Origin of the sequence: Dyella monticola (assembly GCF_003363155.1) — a bacterium.
GTDB classification, from domain to species: Bacteria; Pseudomonadota; Gammaproteobacteria; order Xanthomonadales; family Rhodanobacteraceae; genus Dyella_B; species Dyella_B monticola.
On sequence record NZ_QRBE01000001.1, the window covers coordinates 125,793 to 152,301 of the forward strand.

19 protein-coding genes and 1 tRNA gene are annotated in these 26,509 nt (G+C 60.5%); 9 read left to right on the plus strand and 11 right to left on the minus strand.

Going from position 1 to position 26,509, the window contains the following annotated elements; genetic code table 11:
• Positions 1-49: 49 nt before the first annotated feature.
• The 5 genes from pal to DWU98_RS00545 all read left to right on the plus strand — a co-directional run bounded on the left by pal (position 50) and on the right by DWU98_RS00545 (position 3,198).
• Positions 50-559, plus strand: a complete 510-nt coding sequence (pal, locus tag DWU98_RS00525; RefSeq protein ID WP_115493531.1) for a peptidoglycan-associated lipoprotein Pal — start codon at positions 50-52, stop codon at positions 557-559.
• 26 nt (positions 560-585) lie between these two features.
• A complete protein-coding gene (gene ybgF, locus DWU98_RS00530) occupies positions 586-1,410 on the plus strand; it encodes a tol-pal system protein YbgF (RefSeq protein WP_230474603.1) in 825 nt (274 codons plus the stop codon).
• A gap of 10 nt (positions 1,411-1,420) precedes the next feature.
• Positions 1,421-2,113: a 7-carboxy-7-deazaguanine synthase QueE gene (gene queE, locus DWU98_RS00535; protein WP_115493532.1), complete on the plus strand. Its 693-nt coding sequence runs from the start codon at positions 1,421-1,423 to the stop codon at positions 2,111-2,113.
• Positions 2,114-2,375: 262 nt separating this feature from the next.
• Complete coding sequence (gene queC / locus DWU98_RS00540) at positions 2,376-3,056, plus strand: 7-cyano-7-deazaguanine synthase QueC (RefSeq protein WP_115493533.1); 681 nt, start codon at positions 2,376-2,378, stop codon at positions 3,054-3,056.
• A 66-nt stretch (positions 3,057-3,122) separates the two neighbouring features.
• Positions 3,123-3,198: transfer RNA gene (locus DWU98_RS00545), tRNA-Lys, on the plus strand.
• A 184-nt stretch (positions 3,199-3,382) separates the two neighbouring features.
• Here the strand turns inward: DWU98_RS00545 and DWU98_RS22520 are convergent.
• The 5 genes from DWU98_RS22520 to DWU98_RS00565 form a co-directional block, all read right to left on the minus strand.
• Entirely contained in the window at positions 3,383-3,952 is a 570-nt protein-coding gene (locus DWU98_RS22520) for a PAAR domain-containing protein (protein ID WP_425480191.1), read from the minus strand.
• Entirely contained in the window at positions 3,940-4,761 is an 822-nt protein-coding gene (locus DWU98_RS00550; RefSeq protein ID WP_230474604.1) for an aldose 1-epimerase, read from the minus strand. Before DWU98_RS00550 ends, DWU98_RS22520 begins: the two co-directional genes overlap by 13 nt.
• A 7-nt stretch (positions 4,762-4,768) precedes the next feature.
• Positions 4,769-5,785: a glycoside hydrolase family 43 protein gene (locus tag DWU98_RS00555; protein ID WP_115493535.1), complete on the minus strand. Its 1,017-nt coding sequence runs from the start codon at positions 5,783-5,785 to the stop codon at positions 4,769-4,771.
• A 17-nt stretch (positions 5,786-5,802) separates the two neighbouring features.
• Positions 5,803-7,284 (minus strand): MFS transporter, encoded by a 1,482-nt coding sequence (locus DWU98_RS00560; protein ID WP_115493536.1) that lies wholly within the window; start codon positions 7,282-7,284, stop codon positions 5,803-5,805.
• 126 nt (positions 7,285-7,410) lie between these two features.
• Positions 7,411-10,314, minus strand: a complete 2,904-nt coding sequence (locus DWU98_RS00565) for a TonB-dependent receptor (protein ID WP_115493537.1) — start codon at positions 10,312-10,314, stop codon at positions 7,411-7,413.
• Positions 10,315-10,684: 370 nt separating this feature from the next.
• On the opposite strand from DWU98_RS00565, the gene DWU98_RS00570 reads away from it, so the two are divergent.
• Genes DWU98_RS00570 through uxaC form a run of 3 tightly spaced genes read left to right on the plus strand, consistent with a single transcriptional unit; the run spans position 10,685 to position 14,465 of the window.
• Positions 10,685-12,001 (plus strand): MFS transporter, encoded by a 1,317-nt coding sequence (locus DWU98_RS00570; RefSeq protein WP_115493538.1) that lies wholly within the window; start codon positions 10,685-10,687, stop codon positions 11,999-12,001.
• 5 nt (positions 12,002-12,006) lie between these two features.
• Positions 12,007-13,026: an endo-1,4-beta-xylanase gene (locus tag DWU98_RS00575; RefSeq protein ID WP_115493539.1), complete on the plus strand. Its 1,020-nt coding sequence runs from the start codon at positions 12,007-12,009 to the stop codon at positions 13,024-13,026.
• A gap of 14 nt (positions 13,027-13,040) precedes the next feature.
• Entirely contained in the window at positions 13,041-14,465 is a 1,425-nt protein-coding gene (gene uxaC / locus DWU98_RS00580) for a glucuronate isomerase (RefSeq protein ID WP_115493540.1), read from the plus strand.
• Between the two features lie 145 nt (positions 14,466-14,610).
• Here uxaC and DWU98_RS00585 read toward each other — a convergent pair whose 3' ends face one another.
• Genes DWU98_RS00585 through DWU98_RS22135 form a run of 6 tightly spaced genes read right to left on the minus strand, consistent with a single transcriptional unit; the run spans position 14,611 to position 25,243 of the window.
• Complete coding sequence (locus tag DWU98_RS00585; RefSeq protein WP_425480192.1) at positions 14,611-16,098, minus strand: mannitol dehydrogenase family protein; 1,488 nt, start codon at positions 16,096-16,098, stop codon at positions 14,611-14,613.
• Entirely contained in the window at positions 16,098-17,135 is a 1,038-nt protein-coding gene (locus tag DWU98_RS00590) for a sugar kinase (RefSeq protein WP_115493542.1), read from the minus strand. The genes DWU98_RS00585 and DWU98_RS00590 overlap by 1 nt, the downstream gene beginning before the upstream one ends.
• Before the next feature lie 11 nt (positions 17,136-17,146).
• Entirely contained in the window at positions 17,147-19,786 is a 2,640-nt protein-coding gene (locus DWU98_RS00595) for a glycoside hydrolase family 3 C-terminal domain-containing protein (protein ID WP_115494116.1), read from the minus strand.
• A 38-nt stretch (positions 19,787-19,824) separates the two neighbouring features.
• Positions 19,825-21,081 (minus strand): D-mannonate dehydratase ManD, encoded by a 1,257-nt coding sequence (manD, locus tag DWU98_RS00600; protein ID WP_115494117.1) that lies wholly within the window; start codon positions 21,079-21,081, stop codon positions 19,825-19,827.
• An 8-nt stretch (positions 21,082-21,089) separates the two neighbouring features.
• Complete coding sequence (locus tag DWU98_RS00605; protein ID WP_230474651.1) at positions 21,090-23,048, minus strand: sialate O-acetylesterase; 1,959 nt, start codon at positions 23,046-23,048, stop codon at positions 21,090-21,092.
• 20 nt (positions 23,049-23,068) lie between these two features.
• Entirely contained in the window at positions 23,069-25,243 is a 2,175-nt protein-coding gene (locus DWU98_RS22135; RefSeq protein WP_425480193.1) for an alpha-glucuronidase family glycosyl hydrolase, read from the minus strand.
• Positions 25,244-25,398: 155 nt separating this feature from the next.
• Here DWU98_RS22135 and DWU98_RS00615 point away from each other — a divergent pair, with 155 nt between their 5' ends.
• Positions 25,399-26,478, plus strand: a complete 1,080-nt coding sequence (locus DWU98_RS00615; RefSeq protein WP_115493545.1) for a LacI family DNA-binding transcriptional regulator — start codon at positions 25,399-25,401, stop codon at positions 26,476-26,478.
• The last annotated feature ends 31 nt before the right edge of the window (positions 26,479-26,509 follow it).

The following is a 26,509-nucleotide window of genomic DNA, read 5'->3' on the forward strand; positions in this document are numbered from 1 at the left end:
AAATCGTCATTGTCTGTCGGAAATCAAACCCGTTTGAAGGAACGTCACCATGAATAAGACCGTTCGTATCGCCCTGGTCGCCCTGCTCTGCGTCGGTGCGGCCGCTTGCTCCAAGAAGCAGGAAGTGAAGCCTCAGCCGCAGCAGCCGCAGGAAACCACCACTGCTCCGGCCCAGCAGGGCACTGGCAAGTACACCGCTGCTGACCTCGACACCGATGCCTGCCTGAAGCAGCGCGTGGTGTACTTCGACTTCGACAAGGACGAAGTGAAGCCGGAATTCCAGCAGATCATGCAGTGCCACGCCAAGTTCCTGCAGGACGTCCCGACCGCTCGCATGCGCCTGGAAGGCAACACCGACGAGCGCGGTACGCGTGAATACAACCTGGGCTTGGGCGAGCGCCGTGCGAACGCCGTGTCCAGCGCGCTGCAGGCCAATGGCGGTTCCTCCAGCCAGATCAGCGTGATCAGCTACGGCAAAGAAAAGCCGGTGTGCCGCGAGCACAATGAGGATTGCTGGAGCAAGAACCGTCGCGTCGATATCGTCTACACCGCGACATAATGGTGTTTCGGTTGGCTAATCGTTTCATGGCCAATCTCAGCATGGCGGGCGCCTTGGCGTCCGCCATGCTGTTTATGGCGCCCGTACACGCCCAAAGCTCGCCCATGAGCTTGTCCGATCGCGTGGCCCGGCTGGAGCAGCAACAACAGAATCAGGATCAGAGCCGCACCAACCTGCTCAATCAGCTGCAGCAGATGCAGTCGACCATGCAGCAGTTGCAGGGCCAGATTGAAGAACTACAGCACCAGGTCCAGCAGCTGCAGGATCAGAGCAAGGCCCAATACAGCGATCTAGATAGCCGCGTCGGTCGCCTGGAGAAAACAGGTACGGCCAACCCGGCTGCGCCATCATCCAGTGCTGCCGCGCCCGCCGGTGCAGCCTCCACGGCGTCCGCCGCATCGTCCGCAACACCCGCGCCCGCCGCTCCGGCTCAGCCTCCGGCCGAATCTGTTGCACAAAAAGGGGCTGCGCTGAAGGCTTACAACGCCGCGTTTAAATCGTTGCGCGCTGGCGATTACGTTTCTTCATCGCGCGGCTTCCGCGAATTCATCCAGACCTATCCCAACGACGCGCTCACCCCCAATGCGTTCTATTGGCTGGGCGAGTCGTACTACGCCACGACCAACTATCAGGTTGCCGTCGAGGCCTTCAAGCACCTGTTGGACCAGTATCCGCAAAGCGACAAGGTGCCCGATGCCACGCTCAAGCTCGGCTACAGCCAGCTGGAGATGAAACAGACCGATGCGGGTGTTGCCACGCTCAAGTCGGTGGTGGCCAAATACCCCAGTTCCAATGCAGCCAAGCTAGCCCAGGAACGCCTGCATCGGCTCTCGCAGCAAGCGGCTCATTGAGGGTAAAGCGGTGAGCAGCAGCACGACGAACGTGGAAAGCGCCACGTCGACGCAACCGGCGTCGGAGCGCCTGCGCATCACCGAGATATTCCACTCCATCCAGGGTGAGGCCGATGCGATCGGCTGGCGCACCGTGTTCGTGCGCCTTACCGGGTGCCCGTTGCGCTGCGTCTGGTGCGATACCGAATACTCGTTTTACGGTGGTAACTGGCGCGACATCGACGACATTCTCGCTGAGGTCGCCTCACATGGCGCTGCGCACGTATGCGTCACCGGTGGCGAACCGCTTGCGCAGAAGCGCTGCCTGCTGCTGCTGCACAAGTTGTGCGATGCCGGCTACGAAGTGTCGCTGGAGACATCCGGCGCACTCGATGTGGCGGACGTCGATGCACGCGTGCGCAAGGTGATGGATCTGAAGGCGCCCGACTCCGGTGAGAGCCAGCGCAACCTCTGGTCCAACCTCGACCATCTGCTGCCGCACGACCAGGTGAAGATCGTGATCGCCAGCCGCGCCGATTACGAATGGGCGCGCAACGCGGTGGCCGAACACCGGATCGACCAGCGCTGCATGGTGCTGTTTTCGCCCGTGCATGGCGCAGTCGAACCACGCGCGCTGGCCGAGTGGATCATCCAAGACAAACTGCCCGTGCGCTTTCAACTGCAGCTGCACAAACTGCTGTGGAACGACGCGCCGGGACACTGAGCGCGCTCCGCATGGAGCATGCACGTGCTTGCCTTACCGTCACTCCGGCGAAGGCCGGGGTCCAGTTGAATACGCTTTGCGAAGCACGCAATGATTTTCTCGTAGCGCTTCGCACGTCACTTTTGACTGGATTTCCGCGTTCGCCGAAATGACGCTATGAAGCTTCTGCTGTAGGCGGAAACTAAAACCACACGCACCGGCCTGTGTCGCCGGCAGCGATTCCGGCCGGTGACCGGCCGTACTTCTGCACTTGGAATTCACTATGTCAGCATCTACACCGCGCAAGGCCGTCATCCTCGTCTCGGGAGGCATGGACTCGGCCGTCACCATCGCCCTCGCACGCGAGCAGGGGTACGAGGTGCATGCCCTGAGCGTCGCTTACGGGCAGCGTCACAGTTCCGAGCTGGACGCAGCGGCGAACGTCGCGCGCATGCTCGGCGCCGTCGAACACAAAACCGTGCACGCCGATCTGCGCAGCATTGGCGGCTCCGCGCTCACCGCGGATATCGATGTGCCGGAGCAGGGCGGCGAGGGTATTCCCGTCACCTACGTGCCGGCGCGCAATACCATCATGCTGTCCGTGGCGCTGGGCTGGGCCGAGGTGCTTGGTTCCACCGACATCTGGTGCGGCGTCAACGCCGTGGACTACTCCGGCTACCCCGATTGCCGCCCGGCCTTCGTCGAAGCGTTCGAGCGGCTTGCGAACGTGGCCACCAAGGCCGGCGTGGAAGGCGCGGGCATCCGCGTCCATGCGCCATTGATGGCCATGAGCAAGGCGGATATCGCGCGGGAGGGGCAGCGCCTGGGCGTGGACTTCTCCGCAACCGTAAGCTGCTACCAGGCCGACGCTCAAGGCCGTGCCTGTGGACGCTGCGATGCATGCCGCTTGCGTGCGCAGGGTTTCCGCGAGGCCGGGCTGGCCGATCCCACCCGCTACGTGTGAGCCACCCGTACGCATTGCTTGTGCCGTGGGCCATCAGGCCATAGAATTACCAACTCACTTTTTTCCGGGCCGTTAGCTCAGTCGGTAGAGCAGCGGACTTTTAATCCGTTGGTCGACAGTTCGAATCTGTCACGGCCCACCAATTGGGAACCCGCATGAACAACAGTTCTGCGGGTTTTTTGTGCGCGTAGCTTTGTACTGACAGACAGCGTCTTCTGCGCCAAGTACATTTGCGGTTCATCAGATGAGTCAAGGCGGCATTCGCCTCCTGCAAGGAGGATGCTTACGGCGACGGATTTCATCCCGGCATTTGATCGTAACCAAGATCAGAGCTTATTTTTGATAATGGCTGGCCGGGGAGCGTTTGGATAAATCGAAATGGATGCACCTGAGCCGTTCGGGGCCACACGACTGGCCCCACCGCCTGAGCGGCAGTAATGCATATTCGTCGACATCGCGATGACGCGATTCTTTCCACGTGGGGAAGCTATCAAGTCACCATCTTGCACCGCGGCCTTGCTATGGAAGCGCATGAGCTCGCATGAGGCGATGATGGGCCACAGCCCTGGGCAAGTGCCGCAGGACGCCTTGTCGCCATGTCTCGCGATGCTGATTCCATGATTCTTGCCGCTGTCATGGAATGAGACGACTTTACCCCGTGTGGTTGTGGGATCGCCGATTTTGACCAGAGCATCGATTGATTTACGCACTCGTTCTGATGAATGCGTATAGCGGTAATTAGCCGGTGGACCCTTGCTATCAGGCAAGGGTCTGAGACGCGAGGTGGTCGGCGCAATTAATACGTAGGAGAACGGTCGCCCCATGGGCAGTCTGCGTCGATGCTTACCCGAGGGCACGCTAGTACGCGCTCCCTGTTGGTCCCTTAAGGGCTCCATTCAAACAGAAACCATGCGCAAACCGATGCACCGGGCAGAATCGGTGCATTGGACGTCAGGTTGAACGCATCGGGTGGCCCGCTCTGCGGTTCCACGCACGTAGCATGCGCGGGTTGGTCGTACACCACCCAATGCGTGCAATCGGAACTCAGCTGCAAGCGTTGTCCGTTGCGGTGAATGAACACGGGGTGCTGGTTGATGAAGCAATCGTCCCAGGGTCCTGCAACGGGCGGCGATACCGGCAACGTGGCTATGCCATCGCGATCACGCGGATACATCGCGGCGGGTTCGAAATCCAGTTGATCCGGTTTCTGAAACCAAGGATGCCAACCGATTGTTGCCGGCATGGCGTGCTTGCCGGCCGTCAGCGTTAGCGCCAATCGCAGCGTGTTTTCACTCACTTCGATGTGTTGTCGTGCGGTGCCGCCGAATGGCCAGTGCGCATCCTCGGGTAATGCGAGCGAGAGAACGAGGTGCGTAGGAGAATATTCATCGATCTGCCATGGCGCGCCAAACCCCACGCCATGGATGGCATGCTCGCCTAGATTGCGCGGAAGCTGGTAATCGCTTCCCTGGAAACGAAATTGCCCGTGGCGAACGCGACCGGCCCACGGCACCATGGGATAACTTCCCCACGCAATCATCGCCTCGTTTTCTTGACTGTACCCAACAAGCCACGGCACACCATGACGCGTGATCTGCGCGATACGGCCACCGGCTGACGGAGCGATATCAACCGCAAGTTCGCCGCACGCAATGCGGATCAGCGGGCCCGGTGCGAGTGGTTCGAGCGCATGATCGCGCGGCATCTTTGCATCATGTTCCATAAGGGTGCAGCGTCACGATGTTGCCGTGTTCATCGTAATGCAGCTCCGTCATCTTGATCGAACGCAGGTGCGTTACGCCGCCAGACAGCAGCGAGTCGTGATAGAACAGATACCACTTGCCAGCGACTGTGCAAATGGAATGATGTGTCGTCCAACCGACGACCGGCGTCAAAATCTGGCCCCGATAGGTGAACGGTCCGTAAGGGTTGTCGCCCGTTGCGTAGCACAGAAGATGCGTGTTGCCGGTGGAGTACGACAAGTAATACGTGCCCTGGTATTTATGCATCCACGGCCCTTCGAAATAGCGCCTGTCGTGATCACCTGCAAGCAACGGTTGACCGTGCTCGTCAAGAATCGTGATCTCGCGTGGCGGCTCGACGAACTGCAGCATATCATCGCTGAGCTTCGCGACGCGTGGCCCTAACGCAGGCGCGTCATCGCGCGGCTCTTCGTTGGATTGGGCGTAGACGTTGTCGCGGTAGCTCTGAAGTTGTCCGCCCCAGAGGCCACCGAAATACATGTAGAACGCGCCGTCGTCATCGCCAAGCACGGCCGGATCGATGGAATAGCTGCCGCCGATGGCTTCGGGTTCGGCCGTGAACGGCCCTTGCGGACGGTCGCCTATCGCGACACCGATCTGAAAAATGCCGTCCGCACGCTTGGCCGGAAAATACAGGTAATAACGACCGTTCTTGCATGCCGCATCCGGCGCCCACATTTGACGCTCGGCCCACGGAACATCTTTCACGTGCAAAGCGACGCCGCAGTCCACCGCTTCGCTGTCGGGCGATGTCATGCGAAAGACGTGATAGTCCTCCATGCAGAAATGATCGCCGTTGTCGTTGAACGGAACGCCACCTTCGATATCGTGCGATGGATAAATGTAGATCGCCCCATCAAACACATGCGCCGATGGGTCTGCTGTGTAGATATGCGTGACCAGCGGCTGCGAAATGGCCTTGGCGGCGAGTGAAGGCAGATCAGACGTTACAGTTTCATCGGACATTGCAGGTAACCATTCGATTATGCCAAGCCGGGCTGAAGACGGCGCGTACCAAGCTCCTGCTCGATATGCAACTCCATGGGCTTGTCGATCTCATACAGAAACATCAGCCCCACGCCCGCCAGGAAGGGAAGCGAACAGAGCAGACTGACAGTGAGGTGGATGCCGTTGACGGCATCAGCCGATTGCGTGGGTGCATCAGGATGGTAGCCATAGAACGCGAGAATGCCCGCCACCAATGCGCCGCCGACGCTAAGCCCTACTTTCAAACCGCACAGCATGGCGGAAAAGATCATGGCGGTGGCGCGTCGCCGGTTTTTCCATTCGGAATAGTCCGCGACGTCGGCGATCATCGCCCACAGCAGCGGAATGGTGATGCCGTAGAAAAAGCCGTGGAAGATGTACGAGATAACGACCAGGCCAACGCTGTCCGGCGAATAGAAATAGAACGCCAGCAGAAAAAGGGTCGATGCGAACAACGCACCACCGAACACATCGCGTTTGCCGAAGCGATCAGCCAATCGCTTGGAAAAGCCAATGCCCACGATCATGAAGATGATGCCCAGAGCGTTGAACAGGCTGAACGCAGAAGTGGGCGCATCCTTCGGCCATTGGAAGTGGGTCAGGCCTATGCCGACCAGCACCTTGTTCAAGCCGGCGATGAGATCGTTGAATCCAACGTTTTGGAGAAACGCTGCGAGTTGGGCTTCGTGCATGTAGTACTTGAAGTAGTAGATATACATGCCGCCCTTGAGTGCAAGATTGATGAAAATCAGCACCGTTACGGCGAGCATGATCTGCCAGGGGCGATTCCGGGCCAGATCGATCAGATCATCGCGAACGCTGGAACGCTGCCCATGCGTCGGCACGATGCGTTCCTTCGTCGTGAAGAAGGTAATCAGAAAAAACACGGTGCCCACGATGGCGAATAGCATCATCGTATTGTGAAAACCGCGCGCCTTGTCGCCACCACCGAGAATCAACACCAGTGGCAGCAACAACACCTGGATGATGAACTGCGCCACCATCACTGCCACGAAGCGGTAGGACGAAAGACTGTTGCGATCGGCCATGCTGCCGGTGAGCACGCCGCTCAATGCGGAGTAGGGCAGGTTGTTGGCGACATACACCAGTACTAGCAACGAATACGTAGCCAGCGCATAAGTCACCTTTCCCTGCTCGCCCAGTGAGGGGGTGCTGAAAGCGAGCAGAGAAAGGCCGCCAAACGGAATGGCTGTCCACAAGATCCACGGCCGGAATTTGCCCCAGCGCGTGTGGGTGCGATCGGCGACCAGCCCGATGATGGGCGTGAAGACGAACGCCCCAAGCATGCCGACGACAAAAATAACGGTGGCCGCCGTTGCCGCGGGAATCCGGAAGACGTCGGTATAGAAGAAGGCGAGAAACGTTACCAGTGTCTGAAAAATCAGATTGGCCGAAAGATCCCCGAGGCTGTAGCCGATTTTCTCCACGGCCGAGAGTTTTTGAGAGGGGTTGTTCATTGCGCGATCGCTACTTCCTCGGGACATGAGTATCGCGTCGTTCCATTGAATGTCTGGATACGACACGGCCCACCCAGTTTGCAACAACCGGGTGGGCCGCTGTTGGACTATGCGTTGAAACGTCCGTCAGAAGCTGCCACGAATACCCAGCATGACCGAGAAGCCCGGCGTGTAATAGGTATAGGCGGCGTTCTCGTAGGTGAAGGTCGAACGCAGATCCGACTTCGTCATGTTGATGGCATCCAGCGTGATCATCGGCTTGGACGGCAGATGCGCAAACTGGTAGCTGGCACCCAGATCAAGCTGACCGCGTGCATCGGTCTTGATCTGGCCGAACGGGAGCCCGTTCTGATCGGCCGTAGAGCTGATCTGTGCAGCGTTCCACACGTACGACAGGCGAAGGGTGGTGCCGTAGCCTTCCCAGTAACCGGTCACGTTGTAGGTGTGGGGCGAGATGCCGACCGCCTGGGCAGGCACGCCCGCACCGATGTTGCGCTGGGAAACAATGGTGTAGTTCGACTGCAGGCCCAGCCCCTTGAAGATGAAGTCCAGCGGCTGCACCCAGGTCAGCTCCGCACCCTTGATGAAGAGCGTGCCGTTGGCATTGACCTGCTGGGTGACTTGCACCATCGCCGAATTGGCACCGCCGCGCAGATCGATCGACTGCTGCTGGGTCGAGGTCAGATCAGCAAAGGGCACACCCAACGCCGTGAACGGAACCAGGCTGGTGCCGTTGACGGTAAAGCCGGTAATGCGTTTGCCGAAGAGATCCACGCCGACGTAACCCTCGTTGCCGGTGTACCACTCACCGCCGAAATCGAGGTTGGTGGAAAGGTAAGGCGCCAGCTTGGGATTACCCTCGCTGGCGATTTCGGCTGCAGGGTCGCTGAAGTTGAGGCCCGGCACCATCGCGCTGGGGTCTGGACGGGTCATCGAGCGCGAAGCGGCCAGGCGCACGATGATATCGTCGGTGGCGTTATAGGCGGCGTTGAACGATGGCAGGTAATAGCCGTAATTGTGCTTGAGCGTTACGGTTTCGGTCTGGCCGTTCAGCGTTACCGGGCCGGAAACGGTTTGGTCGGTATACGCGTGGCGAACACCGCCGTTGATGCGCAGGTCGTTGCCCCACAGGTCGTACTTGCCGTTGCCTTCCAGGTACCACGCCCAGGTGCTTTCCTCGATATCGCCGGAGCTGGCGCCCGTGGCGGCAGCTGACGAGGACGCTGCAATGGATTCGAAGTACGCGTAGTCGGTGGCCGCCATGATCGCGCTGTTATTCGCACCGATGAAGCCGGCCGGCCCGGACGTCAGGTACGCCGGCAGCGACGAGGCGGGAATGGCCGATTCACCAAAGTTCTGCCATGCCGAGGTATCGACGTAGGCTTTGATCTGGCGCGCGATGTCGTCGTAGGCAACACCGAGCTTGAGGTTGTTGTCGTCATCGCCCCAGGTCAGATCTTCGCGCGTGCCCTTGTTGTCGGTGACGCGTGTTTCGTTATCGACGTTCAAGCGATACCACGTCCAGCCCGCATTGGGGTTGTTGAGGTTGACGCTGGGCGAGATGACGGGGTATTTGCCGTCGGTATTGTTATACGTCACCGTCATCAGCGGCGACTGTACAGCGATCGTCGGCTGCTCGTTCATGTACCAGCTGCGCTGGGAATAGCCCTGGAAATCCAGCTTGATGTTTTCATTATCGCCGAACAGCAGCTCGCCGCCCGGGTTGATGTTGTAGAAATGCACGTGCTCGTTGTACGGACGGTCTTCCAGGAACTCCTGCGCATTGGCGAACGTCGCGCTGGTCACGACATCGTTCTGATCGACCTGCATATTGGTCGGGATCATCTGGCCGCTGCGGCCGACCAGATCCATATCCAGACGATCGAAGTTGCGTTCCTGCTTGGAGAACAACGTGTCCAGGTAGAAATGCGCGCGCTCATCCGGACGGAATTCGAACGACATCAGCGCCGACTGGTGATCGTTGGTGCCCTGGATGTACGAATCGCGTCCCAGACGCGGAATCAAGGCGTTGGCGATCTGCGAGGTAGTCAGGCCAGGGTTGTGCTGCAGGAGCCACGCATTGTTGATGGTTTGTCCTGCCGTCAGGCCCGCGCCAGCGCCGGCGGGCACCGTGCTCGGGATGATCCAGCTGCCAGCGCCGGGACTGCAGCCGCCGGCGCCGCCACACTGGGCCGCGCTGAGGTTGGGCGTGGTCCAGCCGATCGTTTCGAAGCCACGCACGTCGTAGTCACTGCGCGAGCCCGTTAAGCCGATCAAGGCGCCAAAGGTATTGTCTGAATTCGTCCAGCTGCCGATGACAGCGCCACGCGGCTTCACGTCATCGCCGATCGAGTTATAGGTGTTCTGTTCCGAGTAGGTCAGGTGCGTGCCTGGGTTGTCGAACGGGCGCGTGGTGCGCATGTCCACCACGCCGGCAATGCCGCCTTCGGTCATGTCGGCCTGCGGCGTCTTGTTGACCGTCAACTGCGTAAAGAACTCGGTAGGGAGCAGATCCAGGTCGACTTCGCGGTTCTGGTTCTGCGAATCCAAAGAGCCGGAAGAGGCCACCGAAATCTGGTCGCCATTGAGCAGGATCTTGGTGAAGTCCGTGCCCAAACCGCGAATCTGTACGTTCATGCCTTCGCCATCCACGTCGCGCGAGATCTGCACGCCAGGGATGCGGTTCAGCGACTCGGCGATATTGGTGTCCGGGAATTTGCCGATGTCTTCGGCGTAGACCGTGTCGACCACATTGGTGGCGTCGCGCTTGGCTTCCGTCGAAAATTCAATACTGCTGCGATAGCCGCCGCTGACATTGACGGCACCGAGCTGTTTGACTTGCGCCTTGGGGGTCTGCTGAGAATTCTGTTGTTGCGCATTCGCCCGCGTTGGCGAATTTTGCGATTGTGTTTGATTCTGCGTCGTAGCCGTTGGCTGCGACGTGTCCTGCGCCTGAGCGATGCCCGCCGTACCCAACAAGGCAACCATCAATGCGTGCGAGAGCACGGTTCTTGCAAATTGAATCTGCACCTTACTTCCCCTCCCGAATTGTTATGGCCGGAATGCTCATCGCCGAAGGCGGGCACCCCTTCGATGCAAAAGACCACGAGCGCGGCTTTTGCATCGGCCAGCGAAAGGTAGCGCTAACATTTTGCTCGCGCACGCTGCACGGCAACATAAATTTACCTAATGACTAAAGTCACATAAAACCCGACAAATACGCGTTAGAAAGGCAAGTTCGGCGAACATCGGGGGTCGCCGAGCGCAGCTGGATGATCCTCGGTAATGCGAGTATGTTAGTGATAGCGCTAACAGTTAAGCCTTGCCGCGCAAGGCGTTGGCCGGGCGCAGTTTTCATGCTGGAGACGACCTTGACGTCGGCCGGCCCTTTGGGGTTGATATGAATGATTTGAGCGGGGCGGCAGGGGTGAGCGTGACCACAAAGCTTGGCGGCTACCGCTGGCGCGTCTGCGCGATGTTGCTGGCGGCCACCACCATCAACTACATCGACCGCCAGGTGCTTGGCGTGCTCGCGCCCTTCCTGCAGCAAAACTTCGGCTGGAGCGAGCTTGATTACAGCTATATCGTCACCGCTTTCCAGGCCGCGTATGCGATCGGTTTGCTGGGCACGGGGGCCATCATCGACCGCTTCGGCACCCGTATCGGCTACGCGCTGGCCATTGGCGTGTGGAGCTTTGCAGCGATGGCGCATTCGCTCGCGGTAGGGGTGGTAAGTTTCGCCGCGGCGCGATTTGCGCTCGGTTTGGGCGAGTCGGGCAATTTCCCGGCAGCGATCAAAGCCGTGGCCGAATGGTTTCCGCAACGGGAACGTGCGCTGGCGGCAGGGATTTTCAATGCCGGCTCCAATATCGGCGCCATCGTTGCGCCGGCGCTCGTTCCCATCATTGCCTCGCGGCTGGGATGGCAGGCAGCTTTTCTTTTTACGGGTGTATTGAGCGCCACGTGGGTCACTGTGTGGCTGATCACATATCGCACGCCGGATAAGCAACCCAAATTATCCGCAGCCGAACGCGACTACATCGGGCGTGAGCCGTCTGCACCTTCGGTGCGCATTCCATGGTCGCGGCTGCTTCGTCATCGTCAGGCCTGGGCGTTGGCGGCCGCCAAGTTCATCACCGATCCCATCTGGTGGTTCTTTCTTTTTTGGCTGCCCAAATTTCTGCACTCCGAATACGGCCTGACGCTATTGGGGCTGGGCGCGCCGCTGATCGCCATTTTCCTGCTGGCGGATGTCGGCAGTGTCGCAGGCGGCTGGGTTGCAGGTCGTTTGATTCGGCGAGGGTGGAGTGTCAATCGCGCGCGCAAGGGGACGATGTTGCTGTGCGCATTGCTGGTCGTTCCGGTCGTCTTCGCGGCGAAGGCCAGTCATTTGTGGGTGGCCGTTGCACTCATTGGATTGGCGACGGCGGCCCATCAAGGCTGGTCCGCCAACGTGTACACCATGGCTTCGGACATGTTTCCGCGTCATGCCGTCGCTTCCGTCGTGGGCATTGGCGGGTTTGCCGGTGCGGTGGGCGGCATGCTGATATCGACGGCGATAGGTCTTTTATTGCAGTTCACGGGGAGCTATCTGCCCGTGTTTTTCATGGCGGGTTCGGCGTATTTGATCGCACTCGCTGTAGTCCACGGCTTGGTTCCTCGATTGGAACCGGCCCTCTTGGAAACCTCTTCAATCATCGCAGGCGCGGCGGAGTAAAAGGAATGAAAGGTGCGGTCGCAGTTGCTCTCTTGCTCAGCTCACTAGGCGTGCATGCGCAAGGCACGCCACTTGCGCAGGGGCAGCCAAAATTTCTCGGCTCCGCTTACAGTACCGCGCAGGCGCCGGGGTTCGCCGATTATTGGAACAAGGTCACGCCGGAAAACGCAGGCAAATGGGGTAATGCGGAGCCGATACGCGGCCATATGGACTGGACGGCGCTCGACCAGGCTTATCACTTCGCCAAATCGCATGGCTTTCCGTTCCAGATGCACAACCTGATCTGGGGACAGCAGCAGCCGAGCTGGATCCGGCATCTGCCGCCGGACGAGCAGCGCCGTGAGATCGAAAAGTGGTTTGCCGCCGTGGCGGCGCGCTACCCGGACCTCGATTTCATCGATGTCGTAAACGAACCCTTGAACACGCCACCGGACACGAATCACAAGGACGGTGGCCATTACATGCAGGCACTTGGCGGCAGCGGTGCGGGCGGCTGGGATTGGGTCGTCACTGCTTATCGCATGGCACGCAGGGATTTTCCCCATGCCAAGTTGCTGATCAACGAATACAACGTCACCAATAGCGAAAAAAATACTTCGCGCTATCTGCAGATCATCACCCTGCTGCAAAAGAATCATCTGATCGATGGCATCGGCGTACAAGAGCACGCCTTCGAAACCACGCCGAAAGTGCCGATGTCCGTGCATCGCGCCAATCTCGATCGACTGGCTGCGACGGGCTTGCCCATTTATGTTTCCGAACTCGACATAGACGGCCCAACGGATGCGCAGCAGTTGAAGGATTACCAGCGCATCGTCCCCGTGTTCTGGAGCCATCCGGATGTCAAAGGCATCACGCTATGGGGCTACCGGCCAGGCCTATGGCGAACCAAGCAGCGCGCCTATCTGGTCCGTGCCGATGGCAGCGAACGCCCCGCGCTGCGCTGGTTGCGTGAGTACGTGCGCGGGGGCGACCATTCCACCATTGCCGGATCAGATCGCGCCGTAACCGGTACAGCACCTTGAGCCTCGTTGAAGCTATGCATACCCAAACCCAACCTTTGTCGCTGCACGAAGACCGCCTTTTCCCCGTTGATCCAGCGCAGCGCGCCATCGCACGGCGTTTGTACGCCCACGTCGCCAAGCTGCCGATCATCAGCCCTCACGGTCATACCGACCCGGCATGGTTTGCCCAGAACAAGCCTTTTGCGAATGCGACGGAACTCCTGCTTGTTCCGGATCACTACGTATTTCGCATGCTCTACAGTCAGGGCGTATCGCTGGATGCGTTGAGCATTCCGCGCCTGGATGGTTCGCGCGCGGCGGTCGATCCGCGCGAAGCATGGCGAATCTTTGCGAAAAACGTCCATCTGTTCCGCGGTACGCCGTCGTCCATGTGGCTCAATCATGTGTTCCATGACGTCTTCGGGCTGCGCGTCAAACTGGATGCCGCGACGGCCGATCTTTACTACGACCATATCACCGAGGCCTTGAAGCGGGCAGAGTATCTTCCGCGCGCGCTGTTCGAGCGCTTCAACATCGAGCTGATTGCGACTACCGAATCGCCGCTGGACGAGCTTCACCACCACGCGGCGATTCGCGCGAGCGGATGGCACGGGCGCGTCATCACGGCGTATCGGCCTGACCCGGTGATCGATCCGGAGCACGAGCAATTTCCCTCTGCGCTGCAACGTTTTGGTGTATTGACGGGAGAAGATGTCTACACCTGGGATGGTTATCTGCAGGCTCATCGCCAGCGCCGGGCATTCTTCGCGCAGGCGGGCGCCACCTCGACCGATCATGGCCACCCGACCGCGGCAACGGCCGATCTCTCCCGTGCGGAGGCCAGTAAATTGTTCGACAAAGTGGTGCGCGGCGTCGCTACCGCCGAGGACGCGGAGCTGTTTCGCGCGCAAATGCTCACCGAAATGGCCGCGATGAGTCTCGACGACAGTCTGGTGATGCAACTTCACCCGGGATGCTTCCGCAATCACAACCACGAACTGTTCAAGCATTTCGGGCGCGACAAAGGTGCGGATATTCCGCTGCGCACCGAATACGTTCATGCGCTCAAGCCACTGCTGGACCGCTTCGGCAACGAGCCCGGCTTCAAGCTGATCGTGTTCACCTTGGACGAGAGCACCTACAGCCGCGAACTCGCACCGCTGGCGGGCCACTATCCAGCGCTTTTGCTGGGGCCAGCCTGGTGGTTCCACGATGCGCCGGAGGGCATGTGGCGCTTCCGCGAATGGACGCTGAGCAGTGCAGGGTTCTACAACACCGTCGGCTTCAACGACGATACCCGCGCTTTTCTATCCATCCCGGCACGCCATGATGTGGCGCGCCGCGTCGACTGTGCGTTCCTGGCCAAGCTGGTGGCCGAGCACCGACTTGATGAAGATGAAGCAGCAGAGCTCGCTGTGGATCTCGCGTACAACCTGCCAAAAAAGGCTTACAAGCTTTAGCGCGACGATCAGGACCGACGCGACGCCGCGCCAGCAGTGCAAAGGCTATCGCCGCGCCGCGTACAGGCGCACCCGGTAGATGTGCATCCGGCGAGGATCCAGCATCAGCTGCCTGCCCTGGTTGCTTTGGTCGCCGGTTCGCTCCCTAGGCGTTCAACGCCGTGGTCAATGCCCGTGTCACCGACGCGGGAGTGCCATCGCCTAATGCCGCGTACGCGCCCTGCAGCGCATGCACAAACGCCGCGTTCTGCGCCAAGCTGGCAAACACGCTCTCCAGCTTGAGGAATGCGTCGACATCGGCCCGCGCATCGCCGGTGCACGCGCGACCCACGTGCGAAAGCGTGTCATTGAGTGGGTCGACCAGCGCAATGCCGTTGTGCGCCTGTCTGCGCACGAACTGCATCCATCCGGCAATGGGCAGGCAGAGAAGGTCGATGGATTGCCCCTTCGCCTGCGCGTCGGCGATCGTGCTCAGCAAGCGAACCGGGAGTTTCTGCGATCCGTCCCAGGCAATTTGCAGAAGCCGATGGCGAATGGAGGGATTGCGAAAGCGCTCGAGAATGGCCGCGATATAGGCATCGGTGTCGAAATTGCCCGGCAGCGTGATCGCAGGCGCTATCGCCGCGTGCATCAAACGCTCGACAAAGCCTGCCAGAAGCGGTTCCTCCATGGCTTCGGCCACGGTCTGGATGTTCATCAGCGAGCCCAGATACGCCAGCGTCGAATGCGCGCCGTTGAGAAAGCGAAGCTTGGCGCGATCGTAGCCGGCGATGTCGTGGCTGATGGTGACGCCGACACGCTCAAACGGCGGCCGATCGTTGCAGAACCGATCTTCAATCACCCATTGCGTATACATTTCACGCTGGATGGGCCATGCATCCACATAACCCAATTCGCCGACGACGCGCTCGCGCAGCGCATCGTCGGTGGCCGGCGTGATGCTGTCCACCATCGAGCACGGAAACGCCACCTTTGCGTCGATCCAGTCGGCCAGGCGCGGGTCGATGTGATGGGCGTACTGCAGCACGGCGCGGCGCAGACGATGGCCGTTATCGGCGAGGTTGTCGCAACTGAGAACGGTGTAGGGAATAACACTTTGTCGACGGCGCGTGCGCAGGCCCGCGACGATATAACCGATGGCGCTGCGCGGCGTTTCGGGCGAAGCGAGATCATGCGCGATGTCCGGATGCGTAACGTCCAGATCGTCACCCGCCAGACAGTAGCCTTTTTCGGTGATGGTCAGCGTGACCAGGCGCACGGCCGAATCGGCCAGTCGCGACAGCACCGCGGCCTGTTCCTCGCGGGCGCACAGTAATTCGCGGATCGAGCCGATCACGCGCAAGCGTGTCTGTTGACCCAATAACAGCAGCGAGTAAAGCCCATCTTGTGGCATCAATGCCTGGCTTACTTCCGCGCTGTGCAGGGACACGCCGCAAATGGCCCAATCCGGGCGGTCCGCCAGCAGGTCGTCGATGTAAACCGCCTGATGCGCACGATGAAACGCGCCCACGCCTATGTGCACGATGCCGATGCGCGTGCGGCCTGGTTCATACGCCGGCTTGATGACAGACGCCGGCAAACTGGCCAGGGACAGTTCCGACAGGCGATCGGTGCGATGGGAGACAGTGCTCATCATCGCTTTACCTCGAAGCCGCCTTGGGTAAGGAAGGCAAGCATGTCCGCTTCACGCAACGTATTCACGTCGCCAGGAATCGAATGCTTCAGGCACGTGGCTGCCATGGCAAAGTCGAGAGCGGCGTGTTCGGGCATGTTTCGGAACAGGCCGTGCAACAGACCGGCGGCAAAGGCATCGCCGCCGCCGATACGGTCGACAATCTGGGTCAAGCTATGTGTGGTGCTGCTCAGTACGTGTTCGCGTGTGGCGAGCAGACCCACGATGTCCTGGTCATCGACGTTGCGATGAAAACGCTCAGTTGCAGCCAGGCGACGAAGGCGCGGCCATTGCGCGAAGGCGGCATCGGCGGCGGCACGAAAACGGTCGTTGGCCGTTGCACCTGGGAAATCGCGGCCAAGTATCAGGGCAACATCGCGATCATTGCCGAACATCAGGTCCGCTTCGCTGACGATGTCGCGCAACAACGCGGGCGCCTGCGCGGCGCGCGATCCCCACAGTTTGCTGCGGTAATTGCAGTCAAAGGAGATCGACAGACCGGCTTCGCGCGCCGCGCGGACAGCATCGAGCGTCGCTTGGGCCGTGGATGTGCCGAGGGCTAGGTTGATGCCCGATACGTGCAGCCACTGCGCGCCCGCAAGCAGGCTCGGCCAATCGTAGGCACCCGGCGCTACGCGCGCGAAGACCGAGTCCGCCCGATCGTAGAGCACCTCGGAAGGCCGATGCATGGCGCCCGGCGAAAAAAAATAGAGCCCCATGCGTCCTTCGGCGTAATGCAGGCTCGTGGTATCCACCCCGTGGCGGCGCAGCTCGCCCGCGCACGCGTGCCCGAGCATGTTGTCCGGTAGCGCGCTGACCATGACGCTGTCGTGACCGAGAATAGCCAGCGACGCGGCGACATTGGCTTCCGCACCACCAAAACGCACCTCAAAGCGGGGTGATTGCAGCGGCAGCTCGTTTCCCGGCGGCGACATCCGCATCAACAGTTCACCGAAGCACACGATACGGCGCGCGGTGGATAGTGGTTCGTTAGGCATCGCGGTTCTCGTCAATCGTCAACGCTGAAATCGTGGGTCAGGCGTATATCGTCGCTGGACGCACCGATCTGCACTTGATAGCTGCCCGGATCGACGGCGTAGGCATGATGCACCTCGTCGTAATACCGCAGATCGTGTTCTGGCGAAATCTCGAAAGAAACGCTCTGTTCTTCGCCCGGTTGCAGATGCACACGCTGGAAGCCGTGCAATGCCTTGATCACGCGCGCGTGCGGCGCGGTGAGCGGATGCATGTACAACTGCACCACTTCGTCGCCAGCACGTGAACCGGTGTTCTTCACCTTCAGCGTGACGTGGAGGTGGCCCTTGTCATTGACCGTCTGCTGGTCGAGCTGGAGATTGGAATAGGCAAACGTCGTATATGACAGGCCATAGCCGAACGGATAAAGCGGCTCGCCTTTGAAGTAGCGATAGGTGCGGCCCATCATGCTGTAGTCATCGAACGGCGGCAGCTTTTCGTCGGCCTTGTAGAAGGTGACCGGCAAGCGTCCTGCGGGATCGGTGTTGCCGAACAGTACATCCGCCACGGCATTGCCGCCGCGTTGCCCGGGATACCACGCCACCAGAATTGCCGGAATGTGCTGCTTGGCCCAGTCGATCGCCAGCGCGGAGCCGGTGGTTACCACGAAGACGACAGGTTTGCCGGTGGCATTGAGAGCTTTCAGCAATGTTTGCTGTGTGGCCGGTAGTCGCAGATCGGTACGGTCGCCACCGGAGAAACCCGGATAGTTGACCTTCATCTCTTCGCCTTCGAGCTCGCTGGTAAGGCCGCCGACGTAGATCACTACGTCGGCCTGGCGTGCGTCATCCAAGGCTTGGTCGAACGGGGATTTGGCACCCGGCACGCGCCACGCCAGCTTTACGTCGGGGTTTTGATCGCTCGTCTTGGCGTATTCGAGGCGAATGTCGTAAGCCTTGCCGGCTTCAAGCTCGATGGAGGCGTTATGACTTCGCGAGTCGCCATTCGCTCGCCATGCGTCCATCAGCAGGTGATTATCCAGATACAGGCGGAAACCACCCTTGGCAGCAGCGTTCAGTTCATAACGGCCGGATACGGGCGGAATGAGCTTGCCCGTCCAGCGCACGCTGAAATCGTTGTCCTGGAGGGCCTTGTCGGCGGGAAATTCGCCACGCGTCACCAGATCATCGGTGGGCGTGCTGTGATCCCAGTTGAAGCTGATCTTGGTATCGACGCGGGTCAGAACCGGTGCGGTGCTGAAATTGTCACCCCGGAAATATTCGGCCTTGAGACCATGCTCGGTCGCATCCGCGGATGGGCGTAAGTAGGCCGGCTCGATCAGCGTGGCCAAGCCGGAGCTGTTGAATCCTTCGACGAGTTCAGTGCCGTGCGTATAGGTGATCGACGCGTTGGGGGCGGCCTCGCGAATGCCCTGAAGGATGGTTACCGGTGCTGCCGGCGTGCCATGGTAATTGCCGACCAATGCTGTGACGTCGTCAGCGGTCGGCCCGATCACGGCAATGCGACGCGTGCTGCGCGAGAGCGGCAGAATGCCGTTGTTTTTCAGCAACACGATCGACTCGTCCGCAGCGCGGCGCGCCAGCGCGTCGTGCTGCGGGGAATCGTTGACCGAATAGGGCAGCTTCGACCACGGCACGCGCTTGGGCGGATCGAACATGCCCAGGCGCAAGCGCGCGAACATCAGGCGCTTGAGTGATCTATCGATGTCCGCTTCGCTGATCAATCCGTCGTGCACGGCCTTGGTCAGCGCGGCATAGGTGGTGCCGCAGTTGAGATCGTCGCCATGCTTTACCGCAAGGGCGGCAGCTTGTTCGGCCGTTTGCACGACCTTGTGCTGCAGATAGATGTCTTGCACGGCATCGCAATCGGAAACGACATAACCGGTGAAACCCCATTGCTTGCGCAGCGTATCCTGCAGCAAGAACGTGCTGGCTGTGGCCGGTTCGCCGTTGACCCGGTTGTATGCGCCCATGACGGCGTCGACATGCGCTTCCTGCACGAGTGCCTGGAACGCCGGCAGGTAGGTTTCGTAGAGATCGCGGTCGCTTGGATGCACGTCGAAGTGATGACGTTCCGATTCCGGACCACTGTGCACCGCGAAATGCTTGGCGGTGGCGTCCAGCTTGCGGTACTTCGGATCATCGCCTTGCATGCCCTCCACAAACGCTACACCCATGCGCGACGTGAGGAAGGGGTCTTCGCCATAGGTCTCCTGCCCGCGTCCCCAGCGCGGATCGCGGAAAATGTTGATGTTCGGCGACCAGAACGTCAGGCCTTCGTAGCGACCGTGCATGCCGCGCCGTTCGAACTCGTTGTACTTGGCGCGGGCTTCATCGCTGATGGCGGTGGCAACCTGGCCCATCAGCGTGGTGTCGAAGGTGGCGGCAAGGCCGATCGCTTGCGGAAAGACGGTAGCCTGTCCGGCACGTGCTACGCCGTGCAGGCCTTCATCCCACCAATCGTAGGCGGGTATGCCTAAGCGAGGAATCGCCGGGGCGGTGTTCTGCATCTGCGAAACCTTTTCTTCCAGTGTCATGCGCGACACCAGATCGGCAGCGCGATCCTGGAAGCTGCGAGTGGGGTCCTGATAGATGGCTGTCTGCGACCACGCGGGAAGCGCGCTCGACGTAAGCAGGGCGACGATGAGGAGCATTCTGAGATTGAGCTTTTTCACGCGCGAATCCTTGGTTGTTACCAGTCCCACATCGAGCCGTCTTCAAGACGCGCAATCGGCAGTTGCTTGGGCGAGTAGGGAAAGCGCGCCGCAAGCTTTTCGTCGATCGTGACGCCATGCCCCGCTGTTTCGCCGCAATGCAGGCGGCCGTCGCGGAGCACGTAGTCGTGCGGAAATACTTCGTCGGTTTCGTCAGAATGGAACATGTATTCCTGAATTCCGAAATTGGGCACCCAGGTGTCGAAATGGAGTGCGGCGCCCATGCATACCGGCGACAGATCCGTCGCGCCGTGGAATCCCGTGCGCACTTGATGCAGCGCCGCGAAATCGGCCAGTCGCCGCATGTGCGTAATGCCACCGCCGTGCACGATCGTGGTGCGGATATAGTCGATGAGCTGGTTTTCGATCAGGTGTTTGCAATCCCAGATCGAGTTGAATACTTCTCCGACGGCCAGTGGCGTAGTCGAGTGCTGGCGGATGAGCTCGAAGGACTTCTGGTTTTCCGCCGGCGTTGCATCCTCCATCCAGAACAGGCGATACGGTTCCAGGCTGCGTGCGAGGCGTGCGGCTTCGATCGGTGTCAGGCGGTGATGGACGTCATGCAGCAAGTGGACATCGGTGCCGTGATCGTGCCGCAGGCGTTCGAACAGTTTCGGCGCGATGTCCAGGTATTGCGGCGTCGACCAGACTGTCTCGAGCGGAAGCTCGCTTTCTGCCGGTTCGTAGGCTTTGCCGCTGGAAATGCCATACGCCTTCTTCACGCCCGGTACGCCGCATTGCGCACGCACAGCGAGAAAACCTTGCTCGATAAAGCGCCCGACGGCATCGCTGGCTTCTTCGATGTCGCGACCGTTGGCGTGGCCGTATACCAGCGCGCCTTCGCGCGAGCGTCCACCCAGCAACTGGTAGATCGGCATATTGGCGAACTTGCCCAGAATATCCCACAGCGCCACGTCTACCGCAGCAATGGCGGTCATGGTCACCGGGCCGCGTCGCCAATAGGCGCCGCGATGGAAGAACTGCCAGATGTCTTCGATGCGGCCGGCATCGCGGCCGATCAAATTGGGCGCGAGGTGATCCTGCAAATACGAAGCGACGGCCAATTCACGCCCGTTGAGCGTCGCGTCGCCAAGGCCGGTGATGCCGGAGCGCGTTTCGATCTTCAAGGTGACGAAGTTGCGCCCGGGGCAGGTAACGATGACGCGTGCGTCCACGATCTCGCGATCGCGCGCCGAGCTATGGGTGTTGCTTGCAGGAGTAGATGCGGTGTTCATGATCGGATTCACGAATGAGAGTGCGTGGATGAAAGGGAAAACTCAAACGGCCCGGCGGGCAAGCCGGCGTTGTCGTAAAGCGTGCAAATGGGGCTGTCGGCCCAGCAATAGCGCACGCGAGTAACGGTGTTCGCGGATGGAGCGTGCAGAACGATCTGATCGCTGTGGATGTCCGCTTGCGCGTAGTGGCAGCTGCCCTGTGTCGCGCCGCACAGTTCGAAGCCGATGGGATGATCGCCGCTATAGGCGACCAGTTGTCCCGTGACATCTTTGAATGCGAGCGTGACTGTATCGCCATCGTGCTTCGCTTTGGCCGGAACGGGGCCGGAGGGCGGCAACGCTTCGCCGTACACCACGTGACGAGCAGCGCGTGCCAGACGCCGGCCGACTTCTTGTTTGTTGGCCGGATGAATGTCGTAGCGTTCGCCGATGTCGACGGTAACGGCGAGGCCGGAATGCGCATCTTCCGCGGCGACTTCCCGCTGCGCTTCGCGTACATCGGCCCAGCCGCTTTCGCCTGGATGCGTGGGCGAAGGGCCGTAGCTGGACAGTTGCACGATCAGCATCGGCAGATCAGCGCCGAAGCGCGTGCGCAGTTCGCTGCGCAGTGCTTCCAGCAACGCACGATAATTGCCCGGATCGCCTGTATTGGATTCGCCCTGATACCACAGCGCACCGCGCATGCCGTAGTGGCCAAGCGGCGCGATCATGCCGTTGTAGAGCGTGGTGAGCCCCGATGTCGATTGCCAGGGCACACGCGGCGGCGAGCCGAAGGCGGAGGGTACAACCCGATATTGCCAGTTGCCCAGCGGCACGGTGGAGCCATCGCTCAAACGCAGCGTGCGTTGATCGGCCGGGCCATAGACACCACCGTCGCGATAAGTGTTGAGCACGTTGACGGTAATCAGGTTGTCGCCTTCGTGCAGCACGCCCGGTGGCACGGCATACACGCGCGCAACGCCACCGTAAGCGGTGCCGATCCAGTGGCCGTTGATCCAGGTTTCATCGATCTCGTTGGCGATGCCCAATGACAGCGCGACGCCGTGCTCAGCCTGCTGCTTGGTCAACGTGAGCGTGGTGCGATACCACAGCATGCCAGTGAAGCTGGCCAGCGATGGCACCCCCCAATGCTGCCAGGGGCCGCGGTCGATCGGTGCGGGCAACCAGCCTTTGCTACTGATATGTGCAGGGTTCCACGGTGCGTTGTCTGCGGTGACACCCGGGCGCGATAGCCACCAGGTTTTCCATTGATGGTCCCAGAGCGCGTCCGCTTGCGTGCGATCGGTAGCGTAACGTTCGAGCAGGTTCAGACTATCGTCGTAGCCGCCGACGCTGCGCAACGCCTGCGCGCTTAGCCACGGTTCGATGCGCGAGCCGTTCCAGGCGGACACGATCAGGCCCATCGGCACGTCAACGGTTTTCTGCAATTCGCGTGCGAAGTAATAACAGGTGGCCGAGAATTGGGGCACGTTCGCCGGGGTGGTTTTCAGCCAATGATCGTTGGCCGGGATGCTGTCCAGTGGCGTGGCGCTGCTCACGTTGTCCACGCTCAGCACGCGAATGCGATCGTTCGATGCGTTGGCGATTTCCGAATCCACATCCAGCGTGCGCCTGACCGGCAACACCATGTTGGACTGCCCGGAACACAGATATACATCGCCGATCAGGATGTCGTGGATGGTTTGTGTCGCACCGTCTTGCGTGCTGACGGTAAGCGTGTACGGACCGCCTGCCGGAAGCGGCGGCAGCGATGCTTCCCAATGGCCATGCGTGTCGGCGCGACTGCTGACGCGCTTATCGGCCAGCGTGAGGGTAACCGCGGTGCCGGGCGTGGCATGCCCCCAGATCGGATTGGCATGGCCGCGCTGCAGGACGGCGCTGTCCTGGAAGAGGGGGTTCAATAGCGCGTCGTTGGTGCTGGCAGCGTGCGCACAGAACGTCGTTGCACACGACAGCGCCAACAGCATCGCGCCCGCACGAGCACGGATCACCATGAAGAGTAGCCCGGGACAAAGTCGAACGTCAGAGATTGGTAGTACTTGAGCGAATGCTGCGGCGGTGCGAAGCCTGGCGGCAGCGGCAGGCCCGATTGGCTCTGGAAGTACGCAATGCAGGCATCGCGCCACCATTGCGCTTCTTTTTGCTGGATCGCGAGGAACGTCGCCACCTGCTGATAACGCTCGGGGTCGATGTAGCCGTTCATGTGGCTCCAGGTTTCACGCATGCGCTTTACGTCATCGACGCCCTGCGTGTAGTGCGCGACCAGTTCGTACCACAGCGTCTGGCCGGAATGCATGCGGTAATCCCACGGCACATGATGGAACCAGAGCAGCAGTGTTTCAGGTGTTTTGGTGATGTCGTTGAATTCGTCAGCGACGGCTGGCGCGTACTGATCGACCGCATCGCTGCCAGTGCGCGTGCGATCAAAACCGATGCCTTGGTGATCCGCGCGGTTGTAATAAACGGGCCGCCAATCGGCACGTGCTTCGCTGGCATCCCACGGCGCGGGTCCGTAATGATGGTTCGGCCCCATAATGTGGTGCAGCCCCAGCGGTGTCATGTAATCAACGGCCGCTTCGCGCGAACCCATCATCATGTCGACCACGGGTTTGACGAAAGCAGGGTTGTTGGTGAAGGTCATCCGCACCCATTGTTCGGCAATGGTGCGCGAAGACAGCGTGGGATCCCAGGCAAGGCGACCGAATACGTACCAATTGGCCTGGTTGAAATCCGAGCCGCTCCAGTTGCGGTCGGTGCCGATGTTGGCGACACCTGCCATGCCGGTAAGCGTGTGATGGTCGAGCGAACCATCGATCACTTTGGCGACGGTGCTGCCTTTGCCGTGCACCATCGTGTCGGAGGAAAGCACTTCCTGGAACAATGGGCCCAGATACACCAGATGCGTGGCGAAACCCAGGTATTCCTTGGTGATCTCGAACTCCATCATCAGCGGTGTTTTCGGCATGGCGCCGAACAATGGACTGAAGGGTTCGCGCGGCTGGAAGTCGATCGGGCCGTTCTTGACCTGGATGAGCACGTTGTCGCGGAAATGGCCATCCAGCGGTTTGAATTCGTCGTAGGCCTGCTTGGCGCGATCTTCCCCGTTAGCCGAGTAGACGAAGGCGCGCCACATCACCACGCCGCCATGCGGCGCGAGCGCATCGGCCAGCATGTTGGCACCGTCGGCATGCGTGCGGTGGTAATCCTGCGGGCCAGGCTGGCCTTCCGAATTGGCCTTCACCAGGAAGCCGCCAAAGTCTGGAATGAGCTTGTAGATCTCATCCGCTTTGTCACGCCACCAGCGTTGCACTTGCGGATCGAGCGGATCGGCGGTCTTCAGGTGACCGATTTCAATCGGCGCGCTGAAGCGCACGCTCAAGTAAACGCGAATGCCGTAAGGGCGAAAAACGTCTGCCAGCGCGGCAACCTTTTGCAGATATGTGGGCGTAAGAATCTGGGCGCCGGCATTGACGTTATTCAACACCGTGCCGTTGATGCCAATCGATGCATTCGCGCGTGCGTAATCGGTATAGCGCGGCGCGCGCCAATCGGGCAGCTTCCACCAATCCCAGATCGAGGCGCCGGCGTAGCCGCGCTCCACCTGCCCGTTGAGGTTGTCCCAGTGATTGAGCACACGCAGTTTCACGTGCGGGATTTGGGTTACGTCGAGATGATCAATGGATTGTTCGGTCTGCAGCAGGCGCAGGAAGTGAAAGGTGCCATACAGCGCGCCGATGTCGTCATGCGCGACGATGGCGGTGGCGGCATGGCCATTCACCTCAACGGTGCGGATGATGTAGCCCTCGTGTCCGAGGCTTTTCGTATCCAGATGCAGGCCGGCGATCACCGGCGAGGAACCAGGTGTACCGACGATGATCGCGCCGTTGCTCGTCACTGCATCGGATGAGGGGGGTGCCTGCCCGAGCAATCCGCCGAGACCCCGCAGCAGCTCCGCGCGGGTGACGGTCTGCGTGGGCGTCGACGCGCTTTCGATCAACTGCGTGGCATGGCTGCGGTAGATCGCTGCCTGTTGTGTCGCAAGCAGGTGGTAACGCAGCCACAGCTCATACCCGTCTTCGGCGTGGAGCGGTGCCATGCACACGCATATAACCGCCAAAACCAGCATGGTCATCCATGCATGCACGCGTGGAGCCGGATGCATCGGCCGCGCCCGGATATCTTTATCGGAGCGTGCGCCTGTTATCGCTAACCTGTGCAAGAATGCTTTCATATTCGTTCCGGCATGACGACTGGCATGGATTTCCGCGACATACTGCGACCCGACGGTGCGGCAGATCCGGTTGAAGGGAAACAGCATTGAAAAAGACAGGTAAGAAATCGGTTCGCCGTAAGGGCCTCGCCGTTACGATCGACGAAGTGGCGTCCTTGGCCAAAGTTTCTTCGATGACCGTCTCGCGCGTCATCAACGGTCACACCAAGGTGCGTGATTCCACGCGCGAACGGGTCATGAAGGCGGTGCAGGAGTTGGGTTACATCCCCAACCTGGCGGCGAGCTCGCTGGCGGCGGCGCAAGACGCGCGCATCGCGCTGATCTACACCAACCCCAGCGCGGCCTACCTGCGCGAGTTGCTGCTGGGCGCCTTGCACGGCGCGGCCAGCGCGGCGGCGCAACTGGTGATCGCCGACTGGGATGAACTCGATGCCGGCGGCGAACGCAAGGCGGCGCGTGCGCTGGCCAGGGGTGTGTCCGGCGTGATCCTGCCGCCGCCCTTGTGCGAATCCAAGGTCGTGATCGAAGAACTGGTCAGCGCCGGCGTACCCGTGGTGGCGATCGCATCCGGGCGCTTCAATCACGATATTTCCAGCGTGCGCATCGACGATTTCCTGGCCAGCAAGGAGATCACCGAGTACCTCATCAAGATGGGCCATACGCGCATCGGCTTCATCAAGGGACATCCCAACCAGACGGCCAGCACGCGGCGTTTCGAGGGATACCAGGCTGCGCTGAAGGAGGCCGGCATGGCGTTTGATCCCGCGCTGGTTCAGCAGGGTTATTTCACCTACCGATCCGCGCTGCCCGAAGTGGAGAAGATCCTGACACTGCGCAAGCCGCCCAGTGCCATCTTTGCCAGCAACGACGACATGGCGGCGGCGGCCATTTCGGTGGCGCACCGCCGCGGGCTCGATGTGCCGCGCGATCTGTCCATCGTGGGCTTCGACGACACCTCCGCGGCGACCACCGTGTGGCCCGAACTCACCACCATCCGCCAGCCGATCTCGACCATGGCCGATTCGGCCATCGACATTCTGCTGCGCGCGATTCGACGCAAGGACAACAACACCAAGGTGGTGGTCGATCACGTAGTCGCGCATCAATTGATTGTGCGCGATTCGGTCGCCACTTACACGGCTTCTGCCGGCAAGCCACGCGCCTGAGGCGTTGTGCGGGGTTACCCGCGCATGACGC

Bases quoted from the DNA above. Each gene is read 5' to 3' on its own strand.
- DWU98_RS00550 (WP_230474604.1), bottom strand. From the start codon at position 4,761: ATGCCGCGCGATCATGCGCTCGAACCACTCGCACCGGGCCCGCTGATC.
- uxaC (WP_115493540.1), top strand. From the start codon at position 13,041: ATGCATACCCAAACCCAACCTTTGTCGCTGCACGAAGACCGCCTTTTC.
- DWU98_RS00570 (WP_115493538.1), top strand. From the start codon at position 10,685: ATGAATGATTTGAGCGGGGCGGCAGGGGTGAGCGTGACCACAAAGCTT.
- DWU98_RS00590 (WP_115493542.1), bottom strand. From the start codon at position 17,135: ATGCCTAACGAACCACTATCCACCGCGCGCCGTATCGTGTGCTTCGGT.
- pal (WP_115493531.1), top strand. From the start codon at position 50: ATGAATAAGACCGTTCGTATCGCCCTGGTCGCCCTGCTCTGCGTCGGT.
- DWU98_RS00595 (WP_115494116.1), bottom strand. From the start codon at position 19,786: ATGCTCCTCATCGTCGCCCTGCTTACGTCGAGCGCGCTTCCCGCGTGG.
- ybgF (WP_230474603.1), top strand. From the start codon at position 586: ATGGCCAATCTCAGCATGGCGGGCGCCTTGGCGTCCGCCATGCTGTTT.
- DWU98_RS00555 (WP_115493535.1), bottom strand. From the start codon at position 5,785: ATGTCCGATGAAACTGTAACGTCTGATCTGCCTTCACTCGCCGCCAAG.
- DWU98_RS00560 (WP_115493536.1), bottom strand. From the start codon at position 7,284: ATGAACAACCCCTCTCAAAAACTCTCGGCCGTGGAGAAAATCGGCTAC.
- queC (WP_115493533.1), top strand. From the start codon at position 2,376: ATGTCAGCATCTACACCGCGCAAGGCCGTCATCCTCGTCTCGGGAGGC.
- DWU98_RS22135 (WP_425480193.1), bottom strand. From the start codon at position 25,243: ATGCATCCGGCTCCACGCGTGCATGCATGGATGACCATGCTGGTTTTG.
- manD (WP_115494117.1), bottom strand. From the start codon at position 21,081: ATGAACACCGCATCTACTCCTGCAAGCAACACCCATAGCTCGGCGCGC.
- DWU98_RS00575 (WP_115493539.1), top strand. From the start codon at position 12,007: ATGAAAGGTGCGGTCGCAGTTGCTCTCTTGCTCAGCTCACTAGGCGTG.
- DWU98_RS00585 (WP_425480192.1), bottom strand. From the start codon at position 16,098: ATGAGCACTGTCTCCCATCGCACCGATCGCCTGTCGGAACTGTCCCTG.
- DWU98_RS22520 (WP_425480191.1), bottom strand. From the start codon at position 3,952: ATGGAGCCCTTAAGGGACCAACAGGGAGCGCGTACTAGCGTGCCCTCG.
- DWU98_RS00605 (WP_230474651.1), bottom strand. From the start codon at position 23,048: ATGCTGTTGGCGCTGTCGTGTGCAACGACGTTCTGTGCGCACGCTGCC.